Origin of the sequence: Sphingomonas sp. ASY06-1R, from assembly GCF_052180265.1 — a bacterium.
Lineage (GTDB): Bacteria > Pseudomonadota > Alphaproteobacteria > Sphingomonadales > Sphingomonadaceae > Sphingomonas_I.
On record NZ_CP197464.1, the window covers coordinates 3,205,140 to 3,231,246 of the forward strand.

At 63.9% G+C, this 26,107-nt stretch carries 17 protein-coding genes; 2 read left to right on the forward strand and 15 right to left on the reverse strand.

Annotated features, from left to right (window positions below; translation table 11 throughout):
- Positions 1–210 precede the first annotated feature (210 nt).
- The gene (locus ACSBM8_RS15255) at positions 211–681 is read left to right on the forward strand and encodes a MarR family winged helix-turn-helix transcriptional regulator (protein WP_442678848.1); all 471 of its coding nucleotides are present in this window, start codon (positions 211–213) and stop codon (positions 679–681) included.
- Between the two features lie 107 nt (positions 682–788).
- Here the strand turns inward: ACSBM8_RS15255 and ACSBM8_RS15260 are convergent, their stop codons facing one another.
- From ACSBM8_RS15260 to ACSBM8_RS15275, 4 genes are all read right to left on the reverse strand, one after another.
- A complete protein-coding gene (locus ACSBM8_RS15260) occupies positions 789–2,225 on the reverse strand; it encodes a M20/M25/M40 family metallo-hydrolase (protein WP_442678849.1) in 1,437 nt (478 codons plus the stop codon).
- 68 nt (positions 2,226–2,293) lie between these two features.
- Positions 2,294–5,368, reverse strand: a complete 3,075-nt coding sequence (locus tag ACSBM8_RS15265) for a TonB-dependent receptor domain-containing protein (protein ID WP_442678850.1) — start codon at positions 5,366–5,368, stop codon at positions 2,294–2,296.
- Between the two features lie 123 nt (positions 5,369–5,491).
- Positions 5,492–7,213 carry a hypothetical protein gene (locus tag ACSBM8_RS15270; RefSeq protein WP_442678851.1) on the reverse strand — a complete coding sequence of 574 codons (1,722 nt, stop codon included), beginning with the start codon at positions 7,211–7,213 and terminating at the stop codon, positions 5,492–5,494.
- A gap of 34 nt (positions 7,214–7,247) precedes the next feature.
- The gene (locus tag ACSBM8_RS15275; protein WP_442678852.1) at positions 7,248–8,528 is read right to left on the reverse strand and encodes a M24 family metallopeptidase; all 1,281 of its coding nucleotides are present in this window, start codon (positions 8,526–8,528) and stop codon (positions 7,248–7,250) included.
- A 576-nt stretch (positions 8,529–9,104) separates the two neighbouring features.
- Between ACSBM8_RS15275 and ACSBM8_RS15280 the strand changes: the two genes are divergently transcribed.
- Positions 9,105–9,860, forward strand: coding sequence for a 3'-5' exonuclease (locus ACSBM8_RS15280; protein ID WP_442678853.1), 756 nt, complete (start codon positions 9,105–9,107; stop codon positions 9,858–9,860).
- Between the two features lie 75 nt (positions 9,861–9,935).
- Here the strand turns inward: ACSBM8_RS15280 and ACSBM8_RS15285 are convergent, their stop codons facing one another.
- From ACSBM8_RS15285 to ACSBM8_RS15335, 11 genes are all read right to left on the reverse strand, one after another.
- A complete protein-coding gene (locus ACSBM8_RS15285; RefSeq protein WP_442678854.1) occupies positions 9,936–12,359 on the reverse strand; it encodes a DAHL domain-containing protein in 2,424 nt (807 codons plus the stop codon).
- 8 nt (positions 12,360–12,367) lie between these two features.
- Positions 12,368–13,123, reverse strand: a complete 756-nt coding sequence (locus ACSBM8_RS15290) for a cytochrome-c peroxidase (RefSeq protein WP_442678855.1) — start codon at positions 13,121–13,123, stop codon at positions 12,368–12,370.
- Positions 13,124–13,302: 179 nt separating this feature from the next.
- Positions 13,303–14,055: a response regulator gene (locus ACSBM8_RS15295; protein WP_442678856.1), complete on the reverse strand. Its 753-nt coding sequence runs from the start codon at positions 14,053–14,055 to the stop codon at positions 13,303–13,305.
- A gap of 211 nt (positions 14,056–14,266) precedes the next feature.
- Positions 14,267–16,723, reverse strand: coding sequence for a serine/threonine-protein kinase (locus ACSBM8_RS15300; RefSeq protein ID WP_442678857.1), 2,457 nt, complete (start codon positions 16,721–16,723; stop codon positions 14,267–14,269).
- 33 nt (positions 16,724–16,756) lie between these two features.
- The gene (gene tssH / locus ACSBM8_RS15305) at positions 16,757–19,396 is read right to left on the reverse strand and encodes a type VI secretion system ATPase TssH (RefSeq protein WP_442678858.1); all 2,640 of its coding nucleotides are present in this window, start codon (positions 19,394–19,396) and stop codon (positions 16,757–16,759) included.
- Entirely contained in the window at positions 19,393–20,436 is a 1,044-nt protein-coding gene (gene tssG / locus ACSBM8_RS15310; RefSeq protein WP_442678859.1) for a type VI secretion system baseplate subunit TssG, read from the reverse strand. Before tssG ends, tssH begins: the two co-directional genes overlap by 4 nt.
- On the reverse strand, positions 20,400–22,268 hold the full coding sequence (tssF, locus tag ACSBM8_RS15315; protein ID WP_442678860.1) for a type VI secretion system baseplate subunit TssF: 1,869 nt from the start codon (positions 22,266–22,268) through the stop codon (positions 20,400–20,402). The genes tssG and tssF overlap by 37 nt, the downstream gene beginning before the upstream one ends.
- A 2-nt stretch (positions 22,269–22,270) precedes the next feature.
- Entirely contained in the window at positions 22,271–22,792 is a 522-nt protein-coding gene (locus tag ACSBM8_RS15320) for a type VI secretion system baseplate subunit TssE (protein ID WP_442678861.1), read from the reverse strand.
- Positions 22,792–23,601: a type VI secretion system accessory protein TagJ gene (locus tag ACSBM8_RS15325; protein WP_442678862.1), complete on the reverse strand. Its 810-nt coding sequence runs from the start codon at positions 23,599–23,601 to the stop codon at positions 22,792–22,794. The genes ACSBM8_RS15320 and ACSBM8_RS15325 overlap by 1 nt, the downstream gene beginning before the upstream one ends.
- Before the next feature lie 152 nt (positions 23,602–23,753).
- A complete protein-coding gene (locus ACSBM8_RS15330; RefSeq protein ID WP_442678863.1) occupies positions 23,754–24,581 on the reverse strand; it encodes a hypothetical protein in 828 nt (275 codons plus the stop codon).
- Entirely contained in the window at positions 24,520–26,019 is a 1,500-nt protein-coding gene (locus ACSBM8_RS15335) for a hypothetical protein (protein ID WP_442678864.1), read from the reverse strand. The genes ACSBM8_RS15330 and ACSBM8_RS15335 overlap by 62 nt, the downstream gene beginning before the upstream one ends.
- Positions 26,020–26,107 lie beyond the last annotated feature (88 nt).

Here is a 26,107-nt window from a genome sequence, read left to right on the forward strand (position 1 = left end):
TAGAGTTCAATTTCACGTGAGTTTCCACATGTTGATAAGCTGCCATATGCGGCAAGTGCGCCGGTGAAGGGCGTCGCCGCTGAGCCCGATCCGTCGGGCCTTCCGCCAAGAGCAACCCGACGTTAGCGCTGGACGCGCGACGCCGCTTAATGGGAGACTTGCACGCGATAATGTGGATGCAGGTCGATCTCCGTGGGAAACGTTCAGCACATGCCCAAGAAGAATATCTACGATCCCGGCGATCCGGGCTTTACCTTGGCCGGCTCGCCTTTTTACCTCATGGCGCACGCCGATCATAAATATCATGAGGATATGGACCAGGTCTTGGTCCGGCGCGGCATGTCGAAACCGATCTATCGGATACTGACGGTGTTGCGCGAACATGAGCCGGCCAGCATTGGTACGATCGCCACCGTTGCGCTGATCAAGCGACCGACTGTCAGCCGCATCGTGGATCGAATGCTGGCGCAGGGGTTGGTCACGGCGCAGGCGGGCGAGGACGCGCGGATCACCGAAGTCAGTCTCAGTGCGGCGGGCAAAGCGAAACTTCAGGAATTGACCCCGATCGTCAATCGCCAGTTCGTCCGCGCGACGCAGGGGATCAGCGACGCCGAACTGAAGACCCTGGTCCGGACGCTGCAGCAGATCGGGGACAATCTCAGCAAATCGCCCATCGAATGACCGACGCGCGCGCCGGCGGCTGATCCGCGCCGCCCGGCGCCCTACCCTGTTACAGGCTCGCCCACCACGACCGCGCGGCGTGTCGCCGGCGCACGCGCGGTGTGCGATCATCGCGCCTTGCCGCCGATCTGGCGGATCAGCGCGTCCCAGTAATCGAGTTCCTTGTAGAAGGATGCGAGCGGGATGCGCTCGTCCGTGCCATGCGCGCGCGCATCCTGCGGCATCACCATCCCCAGGCTGCCCGCCCCGTAGGTCGGAATTCCGGCGCGACGATATTCGCGTCCCTCGGTCCCGCCCGACGACATGTTGGGCGACAGCGTCGCGCCGGGCCAGCTTACGTTGAGCGCCCGCTGGAGCATCACGGTTAGGTCAGGCCGGACCGGCGACACCGGGCTTTCGACCGCTTCGCCGACGAGCGCCACGCGCAGCGCGGGATTGGCGACGGTGCGCTCGATCGCGGCCTGGACGTCCGCCACCGGGGTGCCGGGCAGGATCCGGCAGTTGACCGTCGCGACTGCATTCTGTGGCAAGGCATTCGGCGCATTGCCCGCGCGCAGCATCGTCGCGACGCAGGTCGTCCACAATATGGTACTGGTCGAGGGGTTCTGTCGCGCGACCGCGATCGCCGACGCATCGGTCGGATCGGTCAGCAGCGTGCGCAACGCCGCCGCAAGGCGACCGTTTGCCTCACGCGCCGCCTTTTCCGTCATCGCGCGCGTGATTGGGTTGAACTGAACCGGGAAGCGCAGCGCGCGAAGCCGCGCCAGCGCGTCTGCCAGATCGTAGATCGCATTGTCGTCGCGCGGCACCGAACTGTGACCGCCCTTGTTGAGCGCGGTAACCTCAAACGTCGCATTGGTCTTTTCCGCCGCCTGCATCCCGAAGTCGATCGGCACGCCCGCTGCGGTCACCGATCCACCGCCGGCATCTGCATTCAGCGCATATTCGGCGCGGCCAACCAGCGGATTGGCAATGACCCGACGGGTCGAGAGCATCCCGGTTTCCTCGTCGCCTGAAAAGGCGAGCAGCAGGTCGCGATCCGGCGTCCACCCCGATTTCTTGAGCCGGGCAAAGCTCGCCACGAGCACAGCGACGCCGAACTTGTTGTCCTGCGTGCCGCGGCCGTAGAGATAGCCGTCCTTTTCGACCGGCCGGTAGGGGTCGGTCGCCCAATTGGCCGCGATCGCGTCGACCACGTCCATGTGGGCCAGCAGCGCAACGGGCTTGCGCGCGGGATTGCGGCCAGCATAGCGGACGATCAATCCCATCGTCTGCTCGCCGTCGATCGTGATCGGGACGCGGATGATGTCCTGGTCGGTGAAGCCCGCCGCCGTCAACCGCGCCGCCAGCACGTCCACCAGCAGGGGGACGCCGGCACGCCCTTTGGCGGTCGGGATCGCGACGATCTGCTCCAGTAGCGCGCGCGCGTCGGCGCGGTCGGCATCGGTCGCGTGCCATACCGGCGCGGGCTTAGCCGCCCGTGCCTGTATGGAGGGTGCGAGCAGCGCACAGGCCGTCGCCAGCAGCATTGGGATCCGTGACACGGCCAACGGCCTTACTCCCTTGATAGGCGTGCGGCCGGCCCCGCCAGGGGAGCCGACCGCACGTTCGGTCAGAACTTAAACGACAGGCTCGCGAACAGATACCGGCCCGTCGCATCGTAGAATTGCGGGTAGGTATTGCCGTTGCCGCCATCTTCGATCGCAGCAGTGGTGGTGAGCGGCGGCTTCTTGTCGAGCACGTTGTTCACGCCGACGGTGAGCCGCGCATTGTCGAGCACGTCATAGCCAAGCGACAGATCGAAATAGCTGCGGCTGTTCAGCTTGCGGTTGAGCGCCGCATAGCTGCCCGACAGCGCTTCCTGGCTGCTGGTCTGCGAGATCTTGACCGACGACACGTACCGCCAGGTCACGCCGACATCGAGCTTGATCGGCGTCGACCATGTGGTGAGCAGCTTGTGGCGCCACTCCGGACGCGGACGGCCGCACAACCCGCCATAGAGTCCCGAACATTCGTAGATGTCGGCCGCCGGCGAGGTGGGAAGCGGCTTGGTCTTGTAGCTGTCCAGGTAGGTGCCGACGAGGTTGAACGACAGCGTACCCAGCTGCTCGAGCGGCTGACGATAGTCGACCGAAAGATCGATGCCGCTGGTCTGGAGCGAGCCGGTATTGAGGTTGAAGCGCTCGAAATAGCTGTCCGAGGTCAGGAACAGCGAGCCGCCCGGGCCACGATGGATGGTCGAGCAGGACAAAGGATCGGCATTGTAGAGGCAGTTCTTGAGCGCGAGGTTGGGATTCACGCTGCCGATCAGGTTCTTAACCTTGATGTTGAAGTAATCGACCGACAGGGTCAGCCGCGGGATGAAGCTCGGCTGGAAGACGCCGCCGAACGACCAGGTATCCGCCTTTTCCGGCACCAGATTGGGATTGCCGCCGATCAGCGCGTTGAACTGGCCGGCGGGGTTGTCGATCACCTTGCCATATTGCGCCGCCGTCACGCCGGTATTGGCGCACTGCGCGGCCGTCGCCAGCGGGCTCTCGCCCGAGCAAGGATCATAGCTGCCGTTGGAGAGCTCGGTCAGCTCGACCTCGAAATTGGACTGCGAGGAGAACAGCTCGACTACGTTTGGCGCACGCACGGCGCGCTGATAGCTGCCGCGCAGGCGCAGCGCGCTGATCGGCGACCAGTTCAGGCCGAGCTTATAGGTGTCCGTTTTGAACCCGGTATCGTAATCCGAATAACGATACGCGCCTTCGAACGACAGCAGCTTGAAGAACGGACGATCCTCCACCAGCGGCACGTTGAGTTCAGCGAACAGCTCCTTGGCGGTGGTCGACCCGTGCACCGGATATTCGGGCTCGGTCGACGTCTGGTAGGCTTCGTCCGGGTTCAGATCGAGGGTGTTCTTGCGATATTCCACACCGAAGGCAACGCCGATTCCGTTGGTCGCCCACGGCAGCACCGCACCGTATTTGCCGAGATCCCCGTTGACCGACGCCACGATGTTGGTCAGCGCCGTCGAGCCCGTGATCTGTTGCTCCTGCCCGATATAGGCGATCGATTCAGCGCTCGCTGCATTGCCGCTGATCAGGTCGAGCGGTGCGCAGCGTGAATCATCATTGGTGCTGATCGCATCGGCGTTGATCGCGCACACGATCTTGCCGCTGGTCGACGATCCGGTACGCCGGTCGACAACCGCATTGAGCGCATTCGCGAAGCGGGTGTTGTTGGCGTTACCGACGAAGCGGCTATTGTAGCTGACCTTCGCATAGGACCCGTAGACGTCGTAGCTGAACGCCTCGTCGATCTTCCCGCGCACGCCACCGACGATGCGGAACGTGCTGTGGTGGATGCTGTCCTGACGGTTGCCGCCTTCGACATTACGGCGATTGACGACGATCCCGTTGGCCACCGCGCTGCCCAGATAATTGCCGTTGGCATCGTAATTGCCGACGGTCGACAGGCCCGCGGCACCGCACACGAACTGCGCCTGCTGTGCGCTAAGGAAAGCGTTGTCGCAGTTCAGTCCGCCCGCGCTGCCATAGATGCCGCCGGTGATGACGCCGGGCGCGATTTGCGCGGTCGACTTGTCATCCATGTAGCTGACTTCAAAATACGGGACGGCGTGCTCGCTGATCTCGTAGTGGCCGATCGCGCCCAGCGTGTAGCGTTCGTCGGGGCGCTGATAATAATTGGCCGGCGCGAAATTATAGGTGCGGCGCCCCGATACGAACTGGCCATTGTCGGCGCGGAACTGGGTTGGCACGTTGACCAGCCCGCCGGTGTTGGCGAAGTTCGCGGGGAAGTTGTAGCCCGACCCGCTGCACGAAAATTGATCGCCATTGGTCCCGGTCGTGCCGAGCGCGCAGGCGCTATAGTCGTAATCGGCCTGCAGGATCGGCTTGATCTTGCGATAGGATCCATATGCAGTGACGTTGCCGCGGCCGTCGGCCATGTTGCTGCCGACCACCGCCGAATATTCCTGGGTGAAGCCGTTCCACACATTCTTGTCGGGCTTGGGATAGGCCCCGGGCACGAGCGCGTCATTCTGGTCGAGCAGGTCACGCAGCCCGTCGGCACCATTGTTGTGCTGATAGCCGCCGATATTGGCGCTGACCTTCAGCCCCTGGAAATCGTCGATCAGGTTGAAGTTCACCACGCCCGCGATCGCGTCGGAACCGTACACGGCCGACGCACCGCCGGTGAGCACTTCGACGTTGCGGATCAGCGCGGTGGGCACCTGGTTGATGTCGGACGGCGTCGACTTGGGCGAGCCGTAGGGCAAGCGCTTGCCGTTCACGAGCACCAGCGTCCGCGACGGGCTGAGGCCGCGAAGGTCGACCTGCGCGGTGCCGGTAGCCTCGTTGGAATTGGCCGAACCCTGCGCGGCGAATACCTGCGGCAGCTGATTGACCAGATCCTCGGCCCGCGTCACGCCGCGGGTGGTGAATTCCGCCCCGCTGATCTGCACGACCGGGCTGACGCTCTCCATATTGGCAGAACGGATGCGCGATCCCGTGACGACGACTTCGCTACCCTCTGCCTCGGCCGCCGCCACTTCGGACTGGACGGCGTTTGCCGGCGGCGATGCCGGGGTCGAATCCTGTGCGTGCGCCATCTGCGCGGTAACCAGCCCGATGAAGGCCGTGCCCGCGAGGAGCGTAGTCCTGTGAACCGTGCGTACCATGAGAAACCCCTTTCCCCGTTGTTGCGCGCCATTTCGGGACGCGACGTTCCGTTCGCGGACGCCTAGCCGACGCCCGCATTATCCCGTCCTCTCCGTGTCTCGTTCGTGCGGCCTTTGCGGCCGTCAGTAGCGCCAGCTTGTCAGATCGGCCCCGGCGGGTGCCGATGCCTCGATCCGCTTGAGGATCTTCGGCAGGTAAAAGGTGTTGTAGCGCAGTCGCGCGATGGCATTGGGATTGGCATGATCGCCATTCCAGCAATGTTCGGCCCGATCACCATAGTCGACCTCACCCTGATAAGGCGGATCCGCCTTCTTCAAGAAGGCTTCGGTCAAGTATACCGCGTTGTTGAGATAGAAATTGTCCATGTCACCGACATAGAGATGGATCTTGCCCTGGAGCTTTGGCCCCAACGTCTTCCAATCCCGCTCCATGATGTAGCGGAGATCGTAATTGTCGCGCCAATATTCGGCGACCTTGGGATCGATCACGCCGGTGCGTTTGTCCCAGATCCGCTGCGGATAGCCATCCGCGCCGTTGGGCGAGAACACCGCTTCCCAGATGTCCCACTGCCCGCCGGAACGGGTCTTGTCGCCCATCACCAGTTCCCAGCGATTTTCCATCTCCATCGTGTAGGGCGAATGGTCGAGGTAATCGCGCTTGCCGGCGCGCGCGACGCGGGCGAACGGGCCTTCCAGATAATAGGCATTCTTGTCGGCGTAGATGTTGGTCGTCATCATCTGCCGGAAGTCGATCGGATCGGGGCAGGCCGCAAACGCGCCATTATATTCGGTCGGATATTTGACCTGGACGCCCAGCGCCTCCCAGCCGCCGGTCGAGCCGCCGTACAAGAAGCGCGCCCACCCCTGCCCGATTCCGCGGAACTTCTTTTCCAGCGCAGGAATGAATTCATAGGTGATGGCATCGCCATAGGGGCCGATATTGGCCGAATTCACTGCGTAGGAATCATCGTAATAGGGATTGGAATGGTCAATTTCGACCACCAGGTAGCGCGGGAACTTGTCTGAAATCCACTGGCGATAGAAGTTGTAGGCCTCTTCCTGTTCGGTGCGATTGTAGCAGGGGAGGTTGAACCGCTCGCTCGGCTCGCATTTCAGGTTCGGATCGGGCGGGGTCGTCCGGAAACCGCCGAAATCTTCCGGAAAATGCCCGTGGAAGACCATCAGCGGATAATGCGCCTCGGGGTGCTTGTCGAAATCCTTGGGCACCAGCACATGCCCGCGCAGCAGGATGTCGCGCCCCCAGAACTTCGACAGCTGCGGGCTGCGAAAGGTGAAATGGCGAACGAACTCGCTGTCCTTGGGTTCGGCGATCGGCGGATTGACCCGATCGAGCGTGAGCTCCACCTCGCCCGGCCGCGCAGGATCGAAATCGATCATCCGCGGCGTACTGACGAGGTTGCCAGGCTCCTTGCGCCAATTCTGGCCCGCACCGCGCGGGGCGGGCAGCTTGACCGTCTTGCCATTGGCAAGATGATAGGTGTCGTAACGGTGGAGCACCGCCTGCGCATAATAGCGCCCGGCCGGTACCGCGCTCATGCTCTCGGCGGGGAAGCCGAGCACCTCGCTGCCGATCGCGGCGCTGGCGCCGGGCTTGAGTCCGTCGACCGTCACCCCGAACATCTGCGCACCGAAATAATCGGGCCGCGTCTGGAAGCGCGGTTCGGTCTTTCCGTCCGGGGTGAGTATCACCATCACACGCCCGTCGAACGGACCCGCCTTGGCGCTTGCCGGGACGGTAACCTTGAACGTCTCGGCGGAAGATGGCGCCGCCGCCAGTGCCAGCACGGCTACCGCCGCGAACCCCAATGTCTTGCGTATCGCCATTGCCAGCCCCCTTGTCGCTATCGCCGCCCGTCCGTTAGTTCCCGCCCGGGATCAGCGTGATCGCGGTCTGCCGCCCGTCGAGGAAGCGCACCCTGCCCCCGTCGAAATAGGCATTCTCCTCCGCCCGGAACTGCACCTCCTGCCCGTCCCATTCGGGAACCGGCGCGTAGGCCGCCAGCTCGATCGACCAGGTCGTGTTGGGATGCACCGGATAGAGCCCGCGTTCGTCGCCTTTCTGGTTGTCCCAGAAGCCGATCGCCGTCCCCGCCGCATGGCCGTGATAGCCCAGCGGGTGCGAATAGATGGACGGCTTGAGCCCCGCCGCGATCGCCTTGGCCCGCGCCGCGGCCAGCACCTCATTGCCCGTTGCGCCGACCTTGAACGACGACAGCAAAGCGTCTTGGACGGCATTGGCGGCCTTCAGGCCGGCACGCAGCCCCGCCGGCGCCTGCGTCTCGCCCGGTTTCAGCACATAGGCCAGATGCTGGGTATCGGTGTTGAGCCGCAAATAGGTGATGCCGAAATCGGTCCACAGAATGTCGCCGGGCTGGATGACGGTATCGCCTTCCAGCATGTCCTTTTGCCCCTGGCGCAGCACCGCGACCGACGGCTGGAACCACGGCACCAGCCCAAGATCGGTCAGATGCTGGCGATACCACCACACGACGTCGTCGGTGGTGGTCTTGCCCGGCGTGATCACCTTGCGCGAAAAGGCGTCGGCGATGATCGCATGCGCCGTGCGGACGATGCCCGGATAGATCGCCATCTCCATCGGCGTGCGCGTTTCGAGCCAGCGAATCGCGAGCGTCTCGCCCGACACGATCCGCGATTGAAAGCGTGCGGGGAGCGCGGCGGTCATGTCCTTATACTGGCTGAGCGTCATGCCATCGGCGAAGGCGGACAGAGACGACGTGTTGATCGCAATCGTCGCCGGGTTGCGCGCGGCGATGATGTCCGCGACCGCCTTCCACTGATCCGGCTGCTTGTCCGGATCCCATGCCGGCTTGAACAGCCCGCCAAGGCCGTAGCGGCTGACGGTGATCCGCTCAACCGGCTGGCCATTGCCGGGATCGAAGAAGATCAGGATGGTACGACGCCGGGCATGAAGGCTCTCGGCATTGAGCATCGTGTTGACGACCGGCTCTTCGAAATATTCGCGCGCCATCAGCAGCCACATGCTGACCTTCTGCTCGCGCATCAGCTTGGGCACGATCGTGTCGAGGCGGTCGGCCAGGATCCGATTCTCCAGCTTGGCGCGCTCGCGCATCGGCAGGATCTGCGGCAATTCGGGGCGCGCCTGCTCGCTGTCGCTCATCGGAACTGAAGAGAGGGACAGCTGTGCCGACGCCGGTAGGCTCGTCGCGGCGGCCAGCACAGCTGCGGCAATGACCGAGCTCAAACGGCTGCACAATGCGTATCGATCCGCCATAGACCCCCCGGTCAATTAAGTTCATTATTGCGTGAGAATGACCATATTACATTTGCGTGTCAACCAGCATGTCGCGGCGCAGCGCGGATCGGGTACGTCGCGGGCCCATCGCTTACTCTGATCGGGAAAGTGCGTTTGCCAAGGATCGTGCGAGGTATAGCTAGGCCTGATGACGACCGCCCTGACTTTCCTTGCAGCGTCAGGCGCCGCATGGGCGACCTTCGCAACGTTACTACCTGCGCAGTTTGGCAGGGATCGGCTCCGTCTGCTGAGGCGTAGCGGGCCCGTACGGCGGCCACGCAGCGACGACGCCCCCCGGCCTGCGCCCGCGCCAGCCCCGCCAAAAAGCTCGGGCTCTGTGGCCATCACAGTATAGCTAGCCATTCGGACATTTCCGCATGCCGTTGGATCGTCGCTTAGACCAACGATGGCGAATTGCGCTGAAGTCACCATATTCAAGACATGCCCTCCGAACGGATCAGAGTCGTCGATCTGGAGACGACAGGCTCATCCCCGCCCGCCCACGACGTGTGCGAGATCGGCTGGCAGGACGTCATTCTCCACCAGGGCCGCTGGATCGTGAATGAGGATCGCGGGTCGATCCTCGTAAATCCTGGCCGGGCCATCCCCGCGGTTACGATGGCGGTCCATCACATCATGGACCGGGATGTGATCGGAGCGCCCTTCTGGAAAGAGGCCGCTCCGCCCATCCTGCGCCCCGCTGGAGGCGTTATAGCTCTGGCCGCACATCGTGCGAGCTTCGAGCAACGCTTTTGCACCCCAAGGCTTTCAGGCGGGGCGCGTTGGATCTGCACCTGGAAGTGCGCTCTGCGCCTGTGGCCGGACAGCCCAAGCTTCTCGAACCAGGTGCTGCGTTACTGGCGGATGCCGGAGGGGCTCGACCAGCGGATCGGTCTGCCGGCCCATCGTGCGTTGCCAGACGCCTATGTCACCGCGCATCACCTGCGCGATATGCTGAACGTCGCCTCGATCGACGAACTTTTGGCGTGGAGCGACGAGCCCGGCCTACTCCCCCGCGTGCCCGCCGGCGCCGAGCGGGGTCGCGCCTGGTCCGACCTGGATGCCAACGCTCTCGACCGTTATGCCAACGACCGGAATGAGGATGTGCGTTTCTCCGCCCAAGAAGAACTGAGACGCCGCAACGGCATTAGCCGAGCGGCGCCTGGGCAGCCTGTGTTGCAAGGCCGGCTCATCTGAAGGTGCGTGGATTCTCACGGTCTCAGCTGAGGCTGCCGCCCCCTGAAGCCGCAGCGGCAGGGCACGGTCTGGATCTCAACCTGCCGCCAGGGCGGTGGTGCCGTGATGGGTACGCACCTCCTCCGGCGTGAGCCCGCCAACGGCCATCGCCCGCGCCAATTGCAAGGAAACCTCACAGGGGCGGATCGGATGGTGCAGCCGGAGCACGGCGACCGGCAGGTCTGCCGTCTGACCGTCCGGAATTGCCAACAGGATCGGGCGTGCATCGGTTGCCGTGGCCAGCGCGCGGATCAACGGCCCGACCAAACCGGCCTGCCGCGTCGCTATCAGCACCGCATCACATTCCGCCAACACGTCAAGCAGGACAGGGGTCGCCGTACCGAGCACGAAGCCGCGCGGCTCATAGCCAAGTTCGGCGATCACATCTTCGGTTGCGACGAGGTCGCCGGGATCGCACAGCAACAATATGCTCGCCCCGCCCCCGGCGCTGGGCACATGCCCGCTTTGGTTCATTTCGGGCAACCACACGGAGAAACAGGCGCCACGCCCGGCTAAATTTGTGACATCGATCGTGCCGCCATGATCCTGGACGATCTCCCATGCCGTCGAAAGCCCAAGTCCAGTGCCCCCCCTCTTGGTCGTGAAGAAGGGTTCGAACAACCGGCTGCGTGCGGCATCGGCAATACCGGGACCCGCATCGGAAATCGCCACGACGACGTAGCGACCTGGCTCGAGCGTGCCGTGACTTAGACGCTGTTCGTCTGCGGCATCGACACGACGTGCCTCAATGATCACCGGCGCGCCACCACTTATCTGAAACGCATTGTTGCAGATGTTCAGGAAGACCTGCTGGAGATCGCTTACGGCACCCAATACCGGATATTGCTCTTCGCTGGGGGATAACAGGAACATGCTGTCGTCCCGTACCGACGCCGACAGCATCCGGACCGCTTCGCGGAGCAGATCGAAGAGGTTGATCGGCCGTTTGGCGGATCGCCCCTGTTTGGCGAAGTCGAGAATTTCATCGACCAGATCGCGGGCGCGGCCGACCGCGCTCTGAATCTCATCGAAACTGTGGCGTGCAGATGATCCGCTGGAGAGGCGCTCCTGGCCCATTTCGGCAAAGCCGCCGATCGCGCCAATGATGTTGTTGAAATTATGGGCGACGCCGCTGGCCATCGCACCGACAGTTTCCATTCGCCGGGCGCGCGCCAGCGTTCGCTCGAGCCGCTCACGCTCAAGCTGCATCGCCTCGCGCCGTGCACCATGCGCGATCGCAATGATCGCCGACGAGACCCCGGCCATATGGTCCCCTCGCTGCGCGGTGACCAGATTCTCCGGTTCGAAGCCGATGACCACACGGACCGGCGCAGCGGTTCGCAGCAACACCAGATTATCGATGCTGGCGGCGCGCATCGCCGCATCAAGGGTGGGAAAGGCGCTTCGGCCCGCGCGAGATATCACCACCCGATCGCCGCTCCAGGCGCGATCGGCATTGGCGGCGCGCACGAGCTTGGGCAACCACGCATCATCCGACCCCGGGAAGGGCCAGGAAAATTGTGCGCTGTTGCTCACCCCCGGAATGATGAGTTGAATGCGTCGGGCACCAATATGCTGTGCGAGCCGAAGCACGGCTTCGCGCACGCGCGAAACAAAGTTGGTGTGCCCGGTATCGATCAGGGGTGTAGCAATGGCGGCGCTCAATCGCGCGTTGGCGGCCCGGGCATGCAGCTCACGCGTGTGCAGGCGCTGCATCACGACCAACGCCATCACGCTCACCGCAAGCAGGAACAGCGCGGTGGCTGTCGACAACTTCAATCGCGAGACGACGGCTGAACGGGCATTACTCTCCCGCCGCAAGGCCGCTTGCAGATCATCGATGCGGCTTTCCATCCGCGTGTCGCGGATCGTGTGAAGCAAGGTGTCGATTTCGGGCAGCACCGTGAGGAGCAGTTGCGTGTGCGAGATCAGTTGCGCGGTCGGCGTCCCGTCTCGCGTGGGCGGCAGACGCTTCAGCGCAGCCCGCGATGCGGTGACGGCCTGCGGGCTGGTGTCGAGCGTGAGCTTGAGGATGCTCGCGGACAGGATACTCAGCGCGCCTGCCTCAGCACCTTCGTTGGCTGTGAACCTGGTGAGAGAATTTTGGAGAAGCGCATTGTCGCTCTTAAACCGCTCCACCAGTGCTTCCTGCGTATTGCCCTTCGCAACCAAGCGCTGGAGGATCCGGCGCGCTTCGGGACTTATCGGAAGTTTCTGAAGATCCGCGAGGTTGGCGCGCGCCGATTCCATGTGCGTGTTGACGGGATCATAGTTGCGCAGCAGCCCGGCCCGGGCATCGAGCAGATCAAGCTGTAACGATTCCTGGGCCAGGTCATAGCCCATCAGGCCGTTGCTTGCCCTGCTGGCCCAGCGTCGCGTCTCATCCATCGTACGTATCGTGGTAACGCCGAGCACGATGCTCACGACCAGAAGCAGGCCTGTGGCGATGCGCAGGTACAATAACGGCCTCACCGTCGTGACGCAGGCTGCAGGCGACGGCCCTGATAGGTGCCGGTGAGCGAGTCTAGGAACGCGGAGATATCGCGGATGTCACGTTCGCTGATCGACAGATCGAGTTGCGACCGCGCCATCTGGCGGATCGCCTCCGGCAAGGCCGATACCCGGCCGTCATGGAAATAGGGCGCGGTGACGCTCACGTTGCGAAGACTTGGAACGCGCAAATATCGCGGTTGAGCGTCTCCCAACGGATGGAAGATGCCGCGCCGCTGATAGATGTTGGCGCCGACATTCACGCCTTGGTGGCAACTGGCGCAACCGAGCAATTTGAACCGGGCATAGCCGCGCACCTGTTGCGGCGTCAGTGCCTCCTTGTCGCCACGCAGCCAGCGATCAAATGGCGCATCGGGCGTGACGAGCGTCTCCATGAACGCGGCAAGCGCATCGGCGACATTCTGCTCGTTCGGTTCGGTGCCGTAGATCGCGCGAAAACGCGCCGCCATATGTGTATCCGCGGCCAACCGGCGGATCGATCGCTTACCGCCGCTCATCAGATGATCGCTGCGGATCGTAATAAGCGCGAATTCCCGCAAGGTGCGCGTGCGCCCGGCCCACCCGAGGCGGAAACTGTACACGCTGTTGAACACGGTAGGCGTATTGAAGGGCGACGCCAGCCCGCCATCACCCCGATCCTGTCGCGCCGACGTGGCACCATTGGTCGCGAGATCATGGCACGATGCGCAGCTCAATCGCGTCGAGCCTGACATTCGCCTATCGTAAAAGAGGTCGTGACCAAGTGCCACCTTGCGCGCATCCAGGCTGGCAGATGCGATCGTCGGCAACGCCGAAATCGGCCCGCGCGAAACCAGTTCGGCTCTGGTCTGCGCGTAGAACGCGCTAAACCCGAACAACCAAATCGAACAAATCAATACGAGTGATCGACGTTTCACACGACCTCGACATCCGCCTCGAACTTGTAGCCCACGCCACGCGCTGTGCAAATAAAGCGCGGTGCGCTGGGCGTTTCTTCCAGCTTTCGCCGCAAGCGGAGGATTTGCACATCGATACTGCGATCGAACACGTCTTCATGGACGCGGGTCGCCTGGAGAAGATGCTCCCGTGACAGCGTCCGCCGTGGCGCCTGCACGAACGCACTCAGCAGAGCAAATTCGCCTTTGGTGAGCGACACCGACTTCCCCGAGGGTGACGTCAACTCACGCTGGCGCTGGTCGAACGACCAGCCGGCAAAACGGAAGGAACATTCGCGATGCTTAGCGGGGCTCAGCCGGTCCATGGTACGGCGGCGCAGGGTGGATCGGACGCGCGCGAGCAACTCGCGCAGTCCAAACGGCTTGGTCAGATAATCGTCCGCACCAAGTTCCAGCCCCAATACGCGGTCAATCTCCTCGCGCCGGTTACCTGTAATCAGGATTACGGGAACCACGCTGTGCGTGCGCAGTTCACGCAATATCTCCAAACCATCATCTTCGCCAAGATGAAGGTCCAAAATGACGAGATCGGGCTCGCGCACTGTAAGCGAATGCATCAGCGCTTTGCGGCCGCCAACCGCGGTCGCGCGAAGATTGTGCTCGGTAAGGTAGCCGACGATCATGCGTTGCATCGCGGGATCATCGTCCACGATCAGAATACGCGCGGCCTTCGTCTGAGCCGCGAACTCAGCCGTGTCGATAAAAGTCACAGGAATTTCCTCAACTACGTCTCTCAGCCAGAGACGGAGCCAAGTAAGGTTTCCCACGACATTTACTTACAGATCGTGTGACGATCGTAACAATCGCATGTGCGGCAGCGGTCAGTTGCGCGCATTGCGCGACGAACCGTCCGACGCCCAGTCCGACCGGTTTGACGCCGGTGAAGTCAGGCCGGGTCGTCGACGGCACGACGGCACTAACTCAGCATGACTTGTCATCTCCGACATTTCGCCACCTACCGCCGCGCTGTTCCTCAATGGTCCCGTTCAAGCGGCGGAACATCCGATCCCGATAGCGCGCGAAGGTGACATCGCACCGCCCGCGAAAGGCGGCGGCAATACACGAACTGCGGCTGAGCTGGCCAACTTCCCTCCATTTTCCATCGAATGCGCGGCAGGTGTTGCGATCTTCATCCTTGGCTGGGTAGCCGCTGTTCAACGCCCTGATACGCTCCAGCTCCTGACGATTGGCGTTGGCGGTTGCGATTGCCGCACTTGCCAAAGCCTTCGCGCGGCTGGTGGACGGCGGCGATGGTGCGACCGCGACCGAAGTTTCTTGCCGGTCGGTCGTGACTGGCCCGGGGACGAGGCTGGCACCAGGTGCGCCGGGCGCGCCAGCCTCGATCCTGGCCCATTCGGCTGCGATGCGCAGGTCCTGCTTCTTGCCCTGTACCGCAAGCCGCTGCGCGAAATCTGCCGGCGGGGGCGCCGCAACGCCGGTCTGCAGACCAAGATCGAATTTACCCATGCTGTCGACCAGGAATACCGCCCCCGTCCCGGCCACCGGGTAGCACGCGCGTGCGTGGAGGGTCTGGTCGGGTTCGATATTGAAATTGGTCGCATCGGCCCGCGCGCGTTGCGCGAACTCCGCGCGGCTTCCGGCGATCTGCAACAGACGGCCGTCGGGCTGGAGCGCGATCAGCGCCAATTCGCGCGCAGGATCACCGCCCGCCGCGGTTAGGTCGATCGCCGCTCCATTGGGGCAACCGGGCGCGCCTTCCCCAAGGATCAGGCGGTTCGAGGATATCAGGAGGGTGCCCGGTTCGGAGGCGCCAGGCGTGTCGAACCGACGCAAGGCTTCGATCGTGCCACACTGCGTGACATTGGCGGGGATAATCTGTTGATCATCAATCGGGCCCAGGGGCTGACCGGCGCGCGTGATCAGATCTTTGACCGCACGGATGTCCCCCGAGGTGCCCACCAGCACCGTAGGACCGTCTTCGTCGGTCGGTCGGGCACGAACCCATGTGCAGGGCGAATTGGCGAGCAGCGCATCGACCCGCAATGCACGATCGGCTGCCGACAGGCGCGACGCCGCAACGGTGGGAGCTGACGCCGGAGTCACGATCGCCGATTCCTCTGTAACCGGTGGCTCGGCGGTGCGGCTCAGGAAAACGGCCCCTACGAGTGCCGCGCCGAGGATCGGGACGCCGACCAGCGTCCAACGCCGCCTGCGCGCGCCAGTCGTGGTGCCGTCATGCCCGGAACGGGGTGGCGGTGGCGATTTCGGGGGCGTCCGCCCCACCCGCGGCGGTGGACCCGGGGCAGGTGTCGGGCTTGGCTCGGCATCGCCCTTGGCAGGAGACGATAGGCGCTCGCTCCGCCCCAAGTCGGGCGCAAAGGTCGTCATCGTCGCCGCGGACGCCGTTGGGGCGGCCCCTGCCGCGGGCACGCTCTTCGTCGTGATCGAGTCGGCATCGTTCCGGACGACTTTGGGGGCTTCCGTCGGGCTGGTAATGGAAGGCGCTAGCCGTGCGTCATCGGGGATACGGATCGCATCCAGCCCGGCCAGAACCTCCCGCATCGAGCGAATGCGCAGCTGCGGGTCTGGCACCAGCATCCGCTCGATCAAAGGCGCCAAAACGGTCGGGATATCGCCGAGATCAGGAACGGCACGGCGGCGCTCGACGGCCTCGGACAGCGTGGTGCCCATCGCGGGCGCCTTGCCGCGCGCGTAAGCGAGCAGCACCAGGGCCGTGCTATAAACGTCGGTCCATGGGCCGATGAGCCGCCCGAAATCCCCGAATTGTTCGGGCGCGACATAACCAAGCTTGCCGGCAAACCCTTCCCCAACCACCGTTTCGGCGGTGATGTCGAGGCTCTTGGCAATGCCGAAGTCGATGATCTTGGCACGCTCGATACGGCCTTCCGGAAACAGAATATTGTCGGGCGACATGTCACGATGGATCGCGCCGTGGTCGTGCGCGGCCTCAAGCCCGGTTGCGAGCCGGCGCGCCAATGTTACGACGTTGCTGATATTGGGGCTCTCGCCGTCGAGATGCGCCGAAATAGGCTCGCCGTTGATGAAGTCGGTCACGATATAATAAAGGTCGAGCAGCGGATCGCGCGCGAACACCCGATACTGAACGATTGCCGGGTGCGAGATATGGGTAAGGACGCGTGCTTCCTTGCGGAACATCGCGACGATCTTCGGATCGCTGGCGAGATGACGCCGGATCGCCTTCAGCGCGACGCGCTCGTCCGTCTCGATGTTCACGCCCTCGAAGACCTCGCCCATGCCGCCACGGGCGATGAAGCGTTCAACCTTGTAGATGCCATTGAGCACATCGCCGGCAGCGAGCGTTGCCTCGCGCCCGGCTTCGCGCCCACGCGCGGGATCCTGATCGGCGATCGCCGTCGGTTCGACGCGGTCGGTCATGCCATGCTCCTGGCCATGCGAGGATAGCTCATGTCAAATTTCGATCGGCACCGGCTCGACCGCAGCGGCGGGCGCCGGATCGGCATCGGTAAAATCATACGTGAAGCCGAGATTGTCGGCGCTGACCTGGATCGCCACGACGGAGGTTCCCGAAATCTGCCGCTCGATCAGGGCGATCGACAATTCCGGAAGCATCGTATTGGTCAGGATGGCATCGATCATCCGTCCACCCGACGCCACTTCCTGGCAGCGCGAGATGATCAGGTCGACGGCGGCGTCGTCATAGTTGAGCGCGGCGCCGTAATTTTCGGCAACGCGGCGGACGATCCGGCCGAGCTGGAGTTCGACGATCCGCCGCAGCACCAGCGGCGACAGCGGAAAATAGGGAAGCACAACCAACCGGCCGAGCAGCGCGGGCGGAAAGACTTCAAGCAACGGCTGGCGTAGCGCGTCGGCCAATCCTGCGGGCGTAGGGATCAGATCCTCATCCTCGCACAGCGAAGTGATGAGATCAGTGCCCACGTTGGAAGTGAGCAGGATCAAGGTGTTGCGGAAGTCGATGAAGCGCCCTTCGGAATCCTCCATGTACCCCTTGTCGAAGACCTGGAAGAACATTTCGTGGACGTCCGGATGCGCTTTTTCGACCTCGTCGAGCAGGACCACGGAATAGGGGCGCCGGCGTACGGCTTCGGTGAGCACACCGCCCTGGCCGAACCCGACATAGCCTGCAGGCGCACCCTTCAGCGTCGAGACGGTATGCGCCTCCTGAAATTCGCTCATGTTGATGGTGATGAGGCTGTCCTCGCCGGAATATAGCAGCTCGGCCAGTGCATGGGCGGTCTCGGTCTTGCCGACCCCCGATGGGCCGCAGAGCAGGAACACGCCCACCGGCTTGGCCGGATTGTCGAGCTTGGCGCGCGTCGTGCGGATGCGCTTGGCGATCGCATCCATCGCATGATCCTGGCCAACGACCCGGCGCTTCAGCCGTTCCTCGATAACCAAGGCCGCCGCGAGCTCGTCCTTGACCATCCGGCCGACCGGAATGCCAGTCCAGTCGCCGACCACTGCCGCCACGATGTCGGCATCGACCTCACCGAACACCATCGGCGCCTCGCCACGCGCCGCCGCTGCGGCCGCCAGCGCGCGATCCAGGCTGGCACCTTCTGTCTCGGACGTTCCGCGCAGAGCGGCAACATGACCGACGGCGTCACGTTCCGCTGCCCATTTGGAGTCCAAAGCTTCCAGGCCCCGCCGCGCATCCGCCAGCGCTTCGTCCAGCGGTCCAAGCCGATCCGCGCTGGTGTAGCGTCCCTTCGCCTCACGCTCTGCGATTTCGCGCTCCAGCGTCAGCAGCTCGATCCGCCGCCGCGCATCCTCGACCGGTGCCGGCGTGGCATGCTGCGATACCGATACGCGCGCCGCGGCGGTATCGAGCAGGCTCACCGCCTTGTCGGGAAGCTGGCGCGCCGGAATGTAGCGCTGCGATAGCCGAACCGCTGCCTGCACCGCCTCATCGAGAATGACGACATTATGATGCGTCTCGATCACGCCGCGAAGCGAGCGGAGCATGGCGGTTGCGCGCTCCAGATCGGGTTCACCGACCGCGATCGGCTGGAAGCGGCGGGTGAGCGCCGGATCCTTCTCGAAATATTGGCGATATTCCGCCCAGGTTGTCGCTGCGATCGTGCGCAGCCGCCCGCGCGCGAGCGCCGGCTTGAGCAGGTTGGCAGCATCGCCGGTGCCCGCCTGCCCGCCCGCCCCGATCAGCGTATGCGCTTCGTCGATGAATAGGATGATCGGGCGGGTCGCACTCTCGACTTCGTCGATGATCTGACGGAGGCGCTTCTCAAACTCGCCCTTCACCCCCGCCCCTGCCTGGAGCAAGCCGATGTCGAGTGCGTAAAGACTGACATCGGCCAGCGCCGGGGGGACATCCCCATCAGCGATGCGCCGCGCGAGCCCCTCGACGATCGCGGTCTTCCCCACACCGGCCTCACCGGTAAGGATGGGATTGTTCTGCCGCCGCCGCAGGAGGATGTCGATCGCCTGGCGGATCTCGGCGTCGCGTCCGACGATCGGGTCGATTTCGCCGGCGCGCGCGCGCGCGGTCAGGTCGACCGAATAGCGCGCCAGCGCCTCGCCCTCGGCAGCAGCGGGTGCTACGCCCGGTTCGGCCGCTCCGATCGGCCCGTCCTCCTCCTTGGATACCGCGGTGATCACCGCGAAATCACCGCCCAGCCGGTCGACAACGACCTTGCGCCATTCGCCCGAGATCTGGAGCAGCATGCCGCGGAGCGTCGGTGTTTTGAGCATCGCGAACAGCAGGTGACCCGAACGGACGCGCGCAGCGCCGAACAGCAGCGAGGCATAGAACCAACCCTTCTCGATCGCCTCCTCGATCTGCGGAGCGAAGTCGCTGACCGCGCTCGCGCCGCGCGGCAATTTGTCGAGCGCGGCCACCAGATCGGATGCCAGGCGCGCATCGTCGATCGCGAAAGCAGCATGGATATTCGCCACGTCGTTGCGCGCATCCTGCACCATCACGTGCAGCCAGTGTGCCAACTCGACATAGGGGTTGCCGCGCATCCGGCAGAATCCGGTAGCGGTCTCAATCGCCCTCATCGCGGTCGGATTGAGACGGCCAAACAAGGCCGACCGGCTGATATCGGTCATGCTGCGCTCTCCTGGGTCATGCGTTGCGCGAGCCGCCGGGCATTGTCGCCAAGACGGGCGTCGGATCGAATGTCTTGCGGGGCGACCGGCCCGCTCCAGCTGGACCAACCGAGCTGGGCGGACGCACCGAGCCGCGCCGGGCGGATCGCGTCGCCCGCAACCGCCAGTTCGATCTCCCACTCAAGCTGCGGCGGTGCAAAGGCGTCCATCGCTTCGACCAGCAGGGCGTAGCGGGCACCGCCCGGCAGCAGGTCCCGATAGTCGCGCGCAGAGGCGACATGGACCACGACCTTGAACGCCTCGTCGACCGTGCAGACGCGTCGCCCCGCCAGCGCGTCGCGGCCGAGCGTCGCGAAGCCGCCGCCAAGTAGACTGCGATCGCCGGGTTCGACGCTACGCCAACGTTCGACATGTTCGACGATGTGCACGGGCAGCCGCAGCAGATCCGCCAGCGCATCGGCAATACCGCTTGGGCTGCGCGGCGAGGCGAAGAGGCCAGCATAGCGAAGCCGGGCATGCGCCGGAAAGGTGCTTGAGCCATGCGCGCCGTCGTCCGCGCCGCTCAGCGCGGCGATCTTGCGCCCGAAATGATCGTCGTCCACGCGGTCGAGGCTCGCCGCCGGCACAGCCCCGGCCCAGGCGCGATAGAAGAATTGGAGCATCCGCCCGCTGATGACATCGAGGAAGCGCCCGAACGGCCGCTGGCGCGCATAAGCGCGCTCATACAGCGCATATTCGCTGAGATGCAGCGGCAGCGGCCCCATCGGCCCGGTCAAACCGAGCCAGCTTCCCGCAATCGTCGCGCGATTATCGCTGACCGTAATCGCGTCGAGCGTGGCCGCCGGAAAGGCGAGCGACGGCGTATGGACCATCGCGACGATATCGTCAGCCGGGAGTTTCGCCGCGCCGATCCGCGGCAAGCCTGGAGCGCGCGCTTCCGCCCCACGCAGCAGCGCGAGCGGCGACACACGCGCGATCTTCGCCGCGGCGCGCCGGAGATAGCTCAGATGGTCGGACGCTGGCCGAGGCGTGCGGGCCATTCGGCGAACATCCCTTGCTGGAGGGTTTCGAAACTGACTTCGGCGAAACTGTTGACCGCGGCAAATTCGGCCAGGAAGCGCTCGACCACCGCGCTGAACAGGAACATCCGGCCATTTTCGTAATTGGCCTGATCCAGGACGATACGCAGGTGCTGGCCACGAACGAAGTTGACGCGGGTGCTGTCCGGAAGTCGGCGCGACACCGGGCTGGCATGAACTGCGCGAATGCCGTCAACCTCGCGCCGCAGCGCCGCGTCATCGACACGGCCATAGAGCGCGAGATGACTGCGCAACACTTCCGGACTGCCGCCAGGATCGCGCGCGAAGCCCGTATAATTGGGCGTGAGATGGGCAATCAATCGCCAGGCTGAATCGCCGATGGCAAGCGGCGGACGCGGCCTGGTGGGTGCACGCAAAAGCGCGATGGCGCGTATCGGCACCCCTTCCGCGACGATCGGCGTCCCCGTCGTGCGGATCATGCCGGCAAGCTCTCGGTTGGTAACGAGCGCGCGCACCGATAATTCAGATATATGTTCGATCCGCTCCGGGCTGCCGGGCGCGGTCAAGCTGATCCACGTCTCCGTGCCGATATAGTCGCTTCGCTGCCGCATGCGCTGTTCGCGCGTGGATAACCGGCGATGGCGCATCCGTGTGACGAAGAACAAGGCCTCGCCCCAATCGTAAAGCTGCCCGGCATAGTCGTAGAGCGGCGCCACTGGGCGCGCTTCGCTCGACTCGCCGCCATGCGCTTTGACGTCCAGCAGGCGATAGACCTCGAAATCGAGCGGTCGCGCGCGATCCGCTATCACCTGACGCTCATGGTCGAACGCGTTGATCTGAACCCGATCGAGCTGCTTTTCGAACAGGTTGATGGCAGGGGTCGCGAACAATCGGACATTGGCGGTAGAGACCGCCCCCGCCAGCGCGGGTACGACCCGTCGAAACAGGATCACGATATCGCAGCCCTCGTCCGCATCGAGCGCGGCGAAGGCCCGCGCCAGCCCGTCGATCCGGACGAATTGGAAACGCTCGGGGCAGGCGAAATATTCGCTGAGGATGCGATAGCCGCGGTTTGATCGCCGCTCGGCCGGCAGGAGCGCACACGCTTCGTCGAAGCCGTGCTGGGCGGGCAAAGGCAGCCGCGTGCCGGCGCCATTCACGGCAGACGGCGCAAGGGCAACCGCACCCACGGCGTCGCCGATCAGCTGGCGGTACAATTCGCCCGGTACGGCGCCTTCCCCGTCAAGATAGAGCGGCAGGCTGTCGGCGGCCACGGCGCCGAACTTGATCCCCGAAGTCGTCCGCAACCGGATCCGCAAACCCGCCTCGACGGCCTCGCCCGCCTTTGCGGATCCGAGATAGGGCGCGACGGCGCTGCGCGATCCGAGATATTCGACTTGCTCGACCTGGATCGGCCACAATGTCACGTCATGCCCGGTGCGGAAGATAACCGGGCTCGCATCCCGGTCGGCGGCGGTGGCGTGAAGCCGGGTTTCGCGGGGGATGTCGACGCCCTTTGCGAGCGTGCTGTCGCCTTCGAGCGGCTCGAACCCGACGACGCAGATCGACGGCGTCGGCGCGAGATAATGCGGCTGGACGACGTTGAGCAGATGCTGGGTGAAGTCGGGAAACTGATCCTGCAGCTTAAGCTGAACGCGCGCACCAAGAAACGCGACGCCTTCAAGCAGGCGCTCGACATGCGGATCGACATCTGCCGTCGTCCCGAGCCCAAGCCTGCCGGCGACGGTGGGATATTCCTCGCCGAACTGGCGCGCGGTCTCGCGCAGATGAACGAGCTCATCATTATAAGCCTGGAGGAAACGCGGATCCATCCTCAGTCCCGGAAGCTCGCTTCGCCCGTATCGACTTCGACGTCGGTGCGGATTTCAACGGGCATTGCCTGCAATGCGGTGGTGGCATCGCCGCGAATGAGGAAGCCGATGCTGTTCGGGCGCGATCCCTCTAAGAGGGGTTCGACCTCAAGGCTGCCGCGTTCGACCCGCGGTTCGTAGCGCATGATCGCCTCGCGCATGTCGCGCGCGCGGGCCTGGATGCCGTTACGCGTGAGCAAGGTGCCGCTCAGGTCGGCCAGGCCGTAGTTCAACGTAGAGGTCGCCACCTCCGGCACAGCCGACAGATCCTGCACGGCATCGAGGTTGGTCGTGTTGAGGAGCCAGCCAAGCTCCCGCAAGAGCGTCGCACGAAGCGCCGCGTCGTTGAAGCGCTCGATCCGTGGCACGGTATGGAAGCGCGCGCCGCCGAGTTCGACGCTGGCGCGGCCAGTGTCCCCAGGCAATCCGTCGAGCTGATTATCGGCGACGAGCTTGTCGAACAGGGTGGGGTTGATCCGCGACATTATGGCAGCGGCGCAAACCGGATGTGGCGGAACGAAAGGATGCCGACATCCTCGCCGTCGCTCGTCGTCCAGACGCGCTGCCCGACGCCGCGGATATAGCCGTCGGCATCACGCCATTCAGTCTTCCGCGCCAGACGAAGCTGGGAGTCCGGCTCGTGCTCGGTGCCCGGATAGCGCGCGGGCAGCAGCGCCGCCACCGAGCCCCCCGCCCGCAACCGAACTTCCGCGGGGAGCCAGACCAGATCACGCAGATCGACCGGCCCCTCGCTCCGAATCTCCTCGACCGCGCAAAAGGGGATCAGACCCCACCGCCCCGCAACGATCGCTTCGAACGCGGGACCGAAGCGGCCATCCCCATCGAACACATAGTCGAAAGGACGACCATCGATCTCGCCCGGCATATCCGGCGATGCCTGGAATGCGCGGGCGCGCATCTCGACGGCGTTACGCGCATCGGCCCCGAACGCGCTGGCAAGATCAGCGGCCCAGTCCGCCGAGGCGTGGAGCGGCGCTGCCGCCTCGCCGCCCCGGCTGGACCCCGCACGCACCAGCTCGGCTTCGATGGCCTGATTATAGCCAACTGCAAGCATCTGGGCGGCCGGCGAAAGCGCCGCGAGCGCCTTGAGTTGCGTGCGCGCTTTCTCCCACGCGCCATCGATGCAGTGCAGCTGGAACAGAAACATGCGCGCCTGCTGGTCATCGGGACGCGCCCGCAGACCGTCGATCAGCAGACGATGCACTTCGCCGATGTCGCCGATCTCGAGGCCATTCAGGGCCGCGGCCTGCGTTGCAGACAAACTCTCCGACATGGACACGATCCTTGATGGGCTGGCGATCGCCTGCCGCAGCTTCCTAGGTGGGGCGAAACGCAAAGATGTTTCAGGGCGAGGATAATGCGTTACGCCTGTCATGAAGGCGGCAACGGAACCAAAATCGCAGTAGAGGCTGCGGGTCGGATAAATTAGCTATCGGGCTCGACCGTGGTTGTTCGCGTCGCAGATCCTACGGGATTCATAAAGCTGATGCTGATGATGCGGAGTGGCTTCTCACCATAAGCGACGTTCACATGATATTGTTGAGCCTCGCCCGGCATAAGCACGTCGAAGTGGGGATCGTTCGACTGGTGGACGCCTTGGGTCACTTCCACCGGTTTACCGTCCATGGCGATCGCGCGGGAAAGCAGCGCCGCAACCTGGGGATTGGAATTGAACCGGGAATGCGCGGCGAAAAGTGCGCGCCTTATATCCACCGCGCTGGCGCTGTTCAGCATGTGGCGATCGCCAATTCGCAAGCGATCGATCTGGATATCCGTCATCATCCGATCGAGCTGGTTGCTGGGGACGTCGAAATGTTTAGGACTGCTCAAGCCCCTGTTGAACTTGCGCACCATGGATGTCGTCAGCCGGCTTTTCTGCCGGTCGAAGCTACCGTCAGGGCGCAGCGCCGCCGATATCGAGTTGGAGATCTGCGCCGGTGTTCCTGCGCCATAAATCGGCTCGTCCCTTTTTGGCACGGGACGATCCTGACGGGGCAATGCTCCGAGCGACTGAAGCGTGCCCGGTGCGTCGGCATGGAACCGGGTTTTGGCGCGCCAGAAATAGAAGATGTTTTTGGCGCCATCGTCCTTGGTCAGGCGCTTCAGGGAGAGCGAATTCCATTTGTCCTTAAAAGTGATGGGCATAGTGAAACCTTGTTGATGGGACCGCGCGCCGAGATGGCTCCGGCGATCAGGCGTCGGGAATGGGCGGCGGCGGCCGCGTCGGTGGCGGCGGGCGGCCCGATGCCGCATGACGCGCGGCGTGGCGCGCCTCCAGTGTGGCGATCAGATTGGCGCCCGCCCGGCTCGGTGGCGACGGACGAACCACCGGGTCCAACCCGCTATTGACTTCTTCAAGCTGCGCCTTCGTCCGATCGGGCGCTTTGGTTACGATGCCCAGCTCTTTCGCCAGCGCGTGCCCATCCTTGAACAGGCTCATACATTGGCGCGCGATGGTCATCGCAAATACCGAAGCGCCCCTTGCGACATCGGAATCGGCAGGGTTGATACGCAGCGCGGTCTGAACCTGCGCCGGCACGTCCCCCGCCGCCGCCAGCACACCGTTATATCCCGCAAGACCGACCCCGACATTGGTGATCAGGGTCAGCACGCGATCCGCGAGGAGGATGGCCGTCTCGCGAGATTCCTCGGCCTTGAGCGCCTTGAACTGAAGTTCCACGGCCGCAAGCGCGGTCATACCGTTTTGGCAAGTTGTCCACGCCTGCGAAATTGTCGCTTTCTCGCGAAACCCGCGCCGCTTTCCGGTCACGCCGCCGATCAGCAGCAAGTTGATTTTGCGCTCCAATCTGGTGAGCTCGGGAAACAGGCTTTCGTCGCCGTGCGCGACGCCATGTTCGTCGCGAAATGCTTCGATCTTTTCCAGCAGATCATAAAGCTGGGAGCCGAGACGCTCGGCATATTCGTTCAGATGGCCGAGCTTGCCCTTATAGGCATTCAGTTCGGTCTTGATGCGGGTGAAGCCAGGAAGCGGGTCGCTGCGAAAGATCGTCGCGATCTTGCCGACGGTCAGCGCATGCGCGACGGCGCCACCCAATTGGCTGGCCCGGCCAAGCGCCGGGCTGCGGTCATAGGCCGCCTTTAGCGTCGCAATCTCCGCGATCACGCGCAATCTGCTTTCCTCGGCGGTACGAAAGGCCTCGCCAAACTTCTTCGCAGCGTCGGTCAGCCCACGCACCAGCGTGACGATCATCAGCGCGATCGAGGCACCCCCGGTTGGCGGCGCGGCAGCAGCGGCGGCGGCGGCCAGCGCCAGCGTCACGGAGATCCGGCTGATCTCCTTGGCACTGTCGTTCCGATAATCGTTCCAGGCCGCCGAGCTCGCCATCGCCCGCCCGATGGCGTCGGTAACGATCTTGTTGAGGCCCGGCTGTTCCTGAAGGAAGACGTGCTGAATGTTCTGCCGCAGCGCGGGATTGTCGCGCGTATTGTCATGGATCGAGGGAAACAGGCGGTTCTGTACGATCAGCCGAATTGCAGCGGCGATCTTCAACTGGACATCGTTGTTAAGCAGTGGATCTTTCTTGAAGCGATCCCGGATCGCCTGCGGCATCGATATCCGCAGGACGACCGGAATTTGCTTCAGGCTGGCATGAAGCCCCTCTGCCTGCATGCCCCGAACCAAGCTTCCGAAGTTGCTCTCGAAGAGCACGAACGGCGCTTCGCTGGCCAAGGTTTGCCTCCGCAGTCAGTGGTGCAAGTCTTGAAGAACCGGATTTGTCCGTGCCTCGACACAACGCGGGGCGCCTGAGATCGCACGG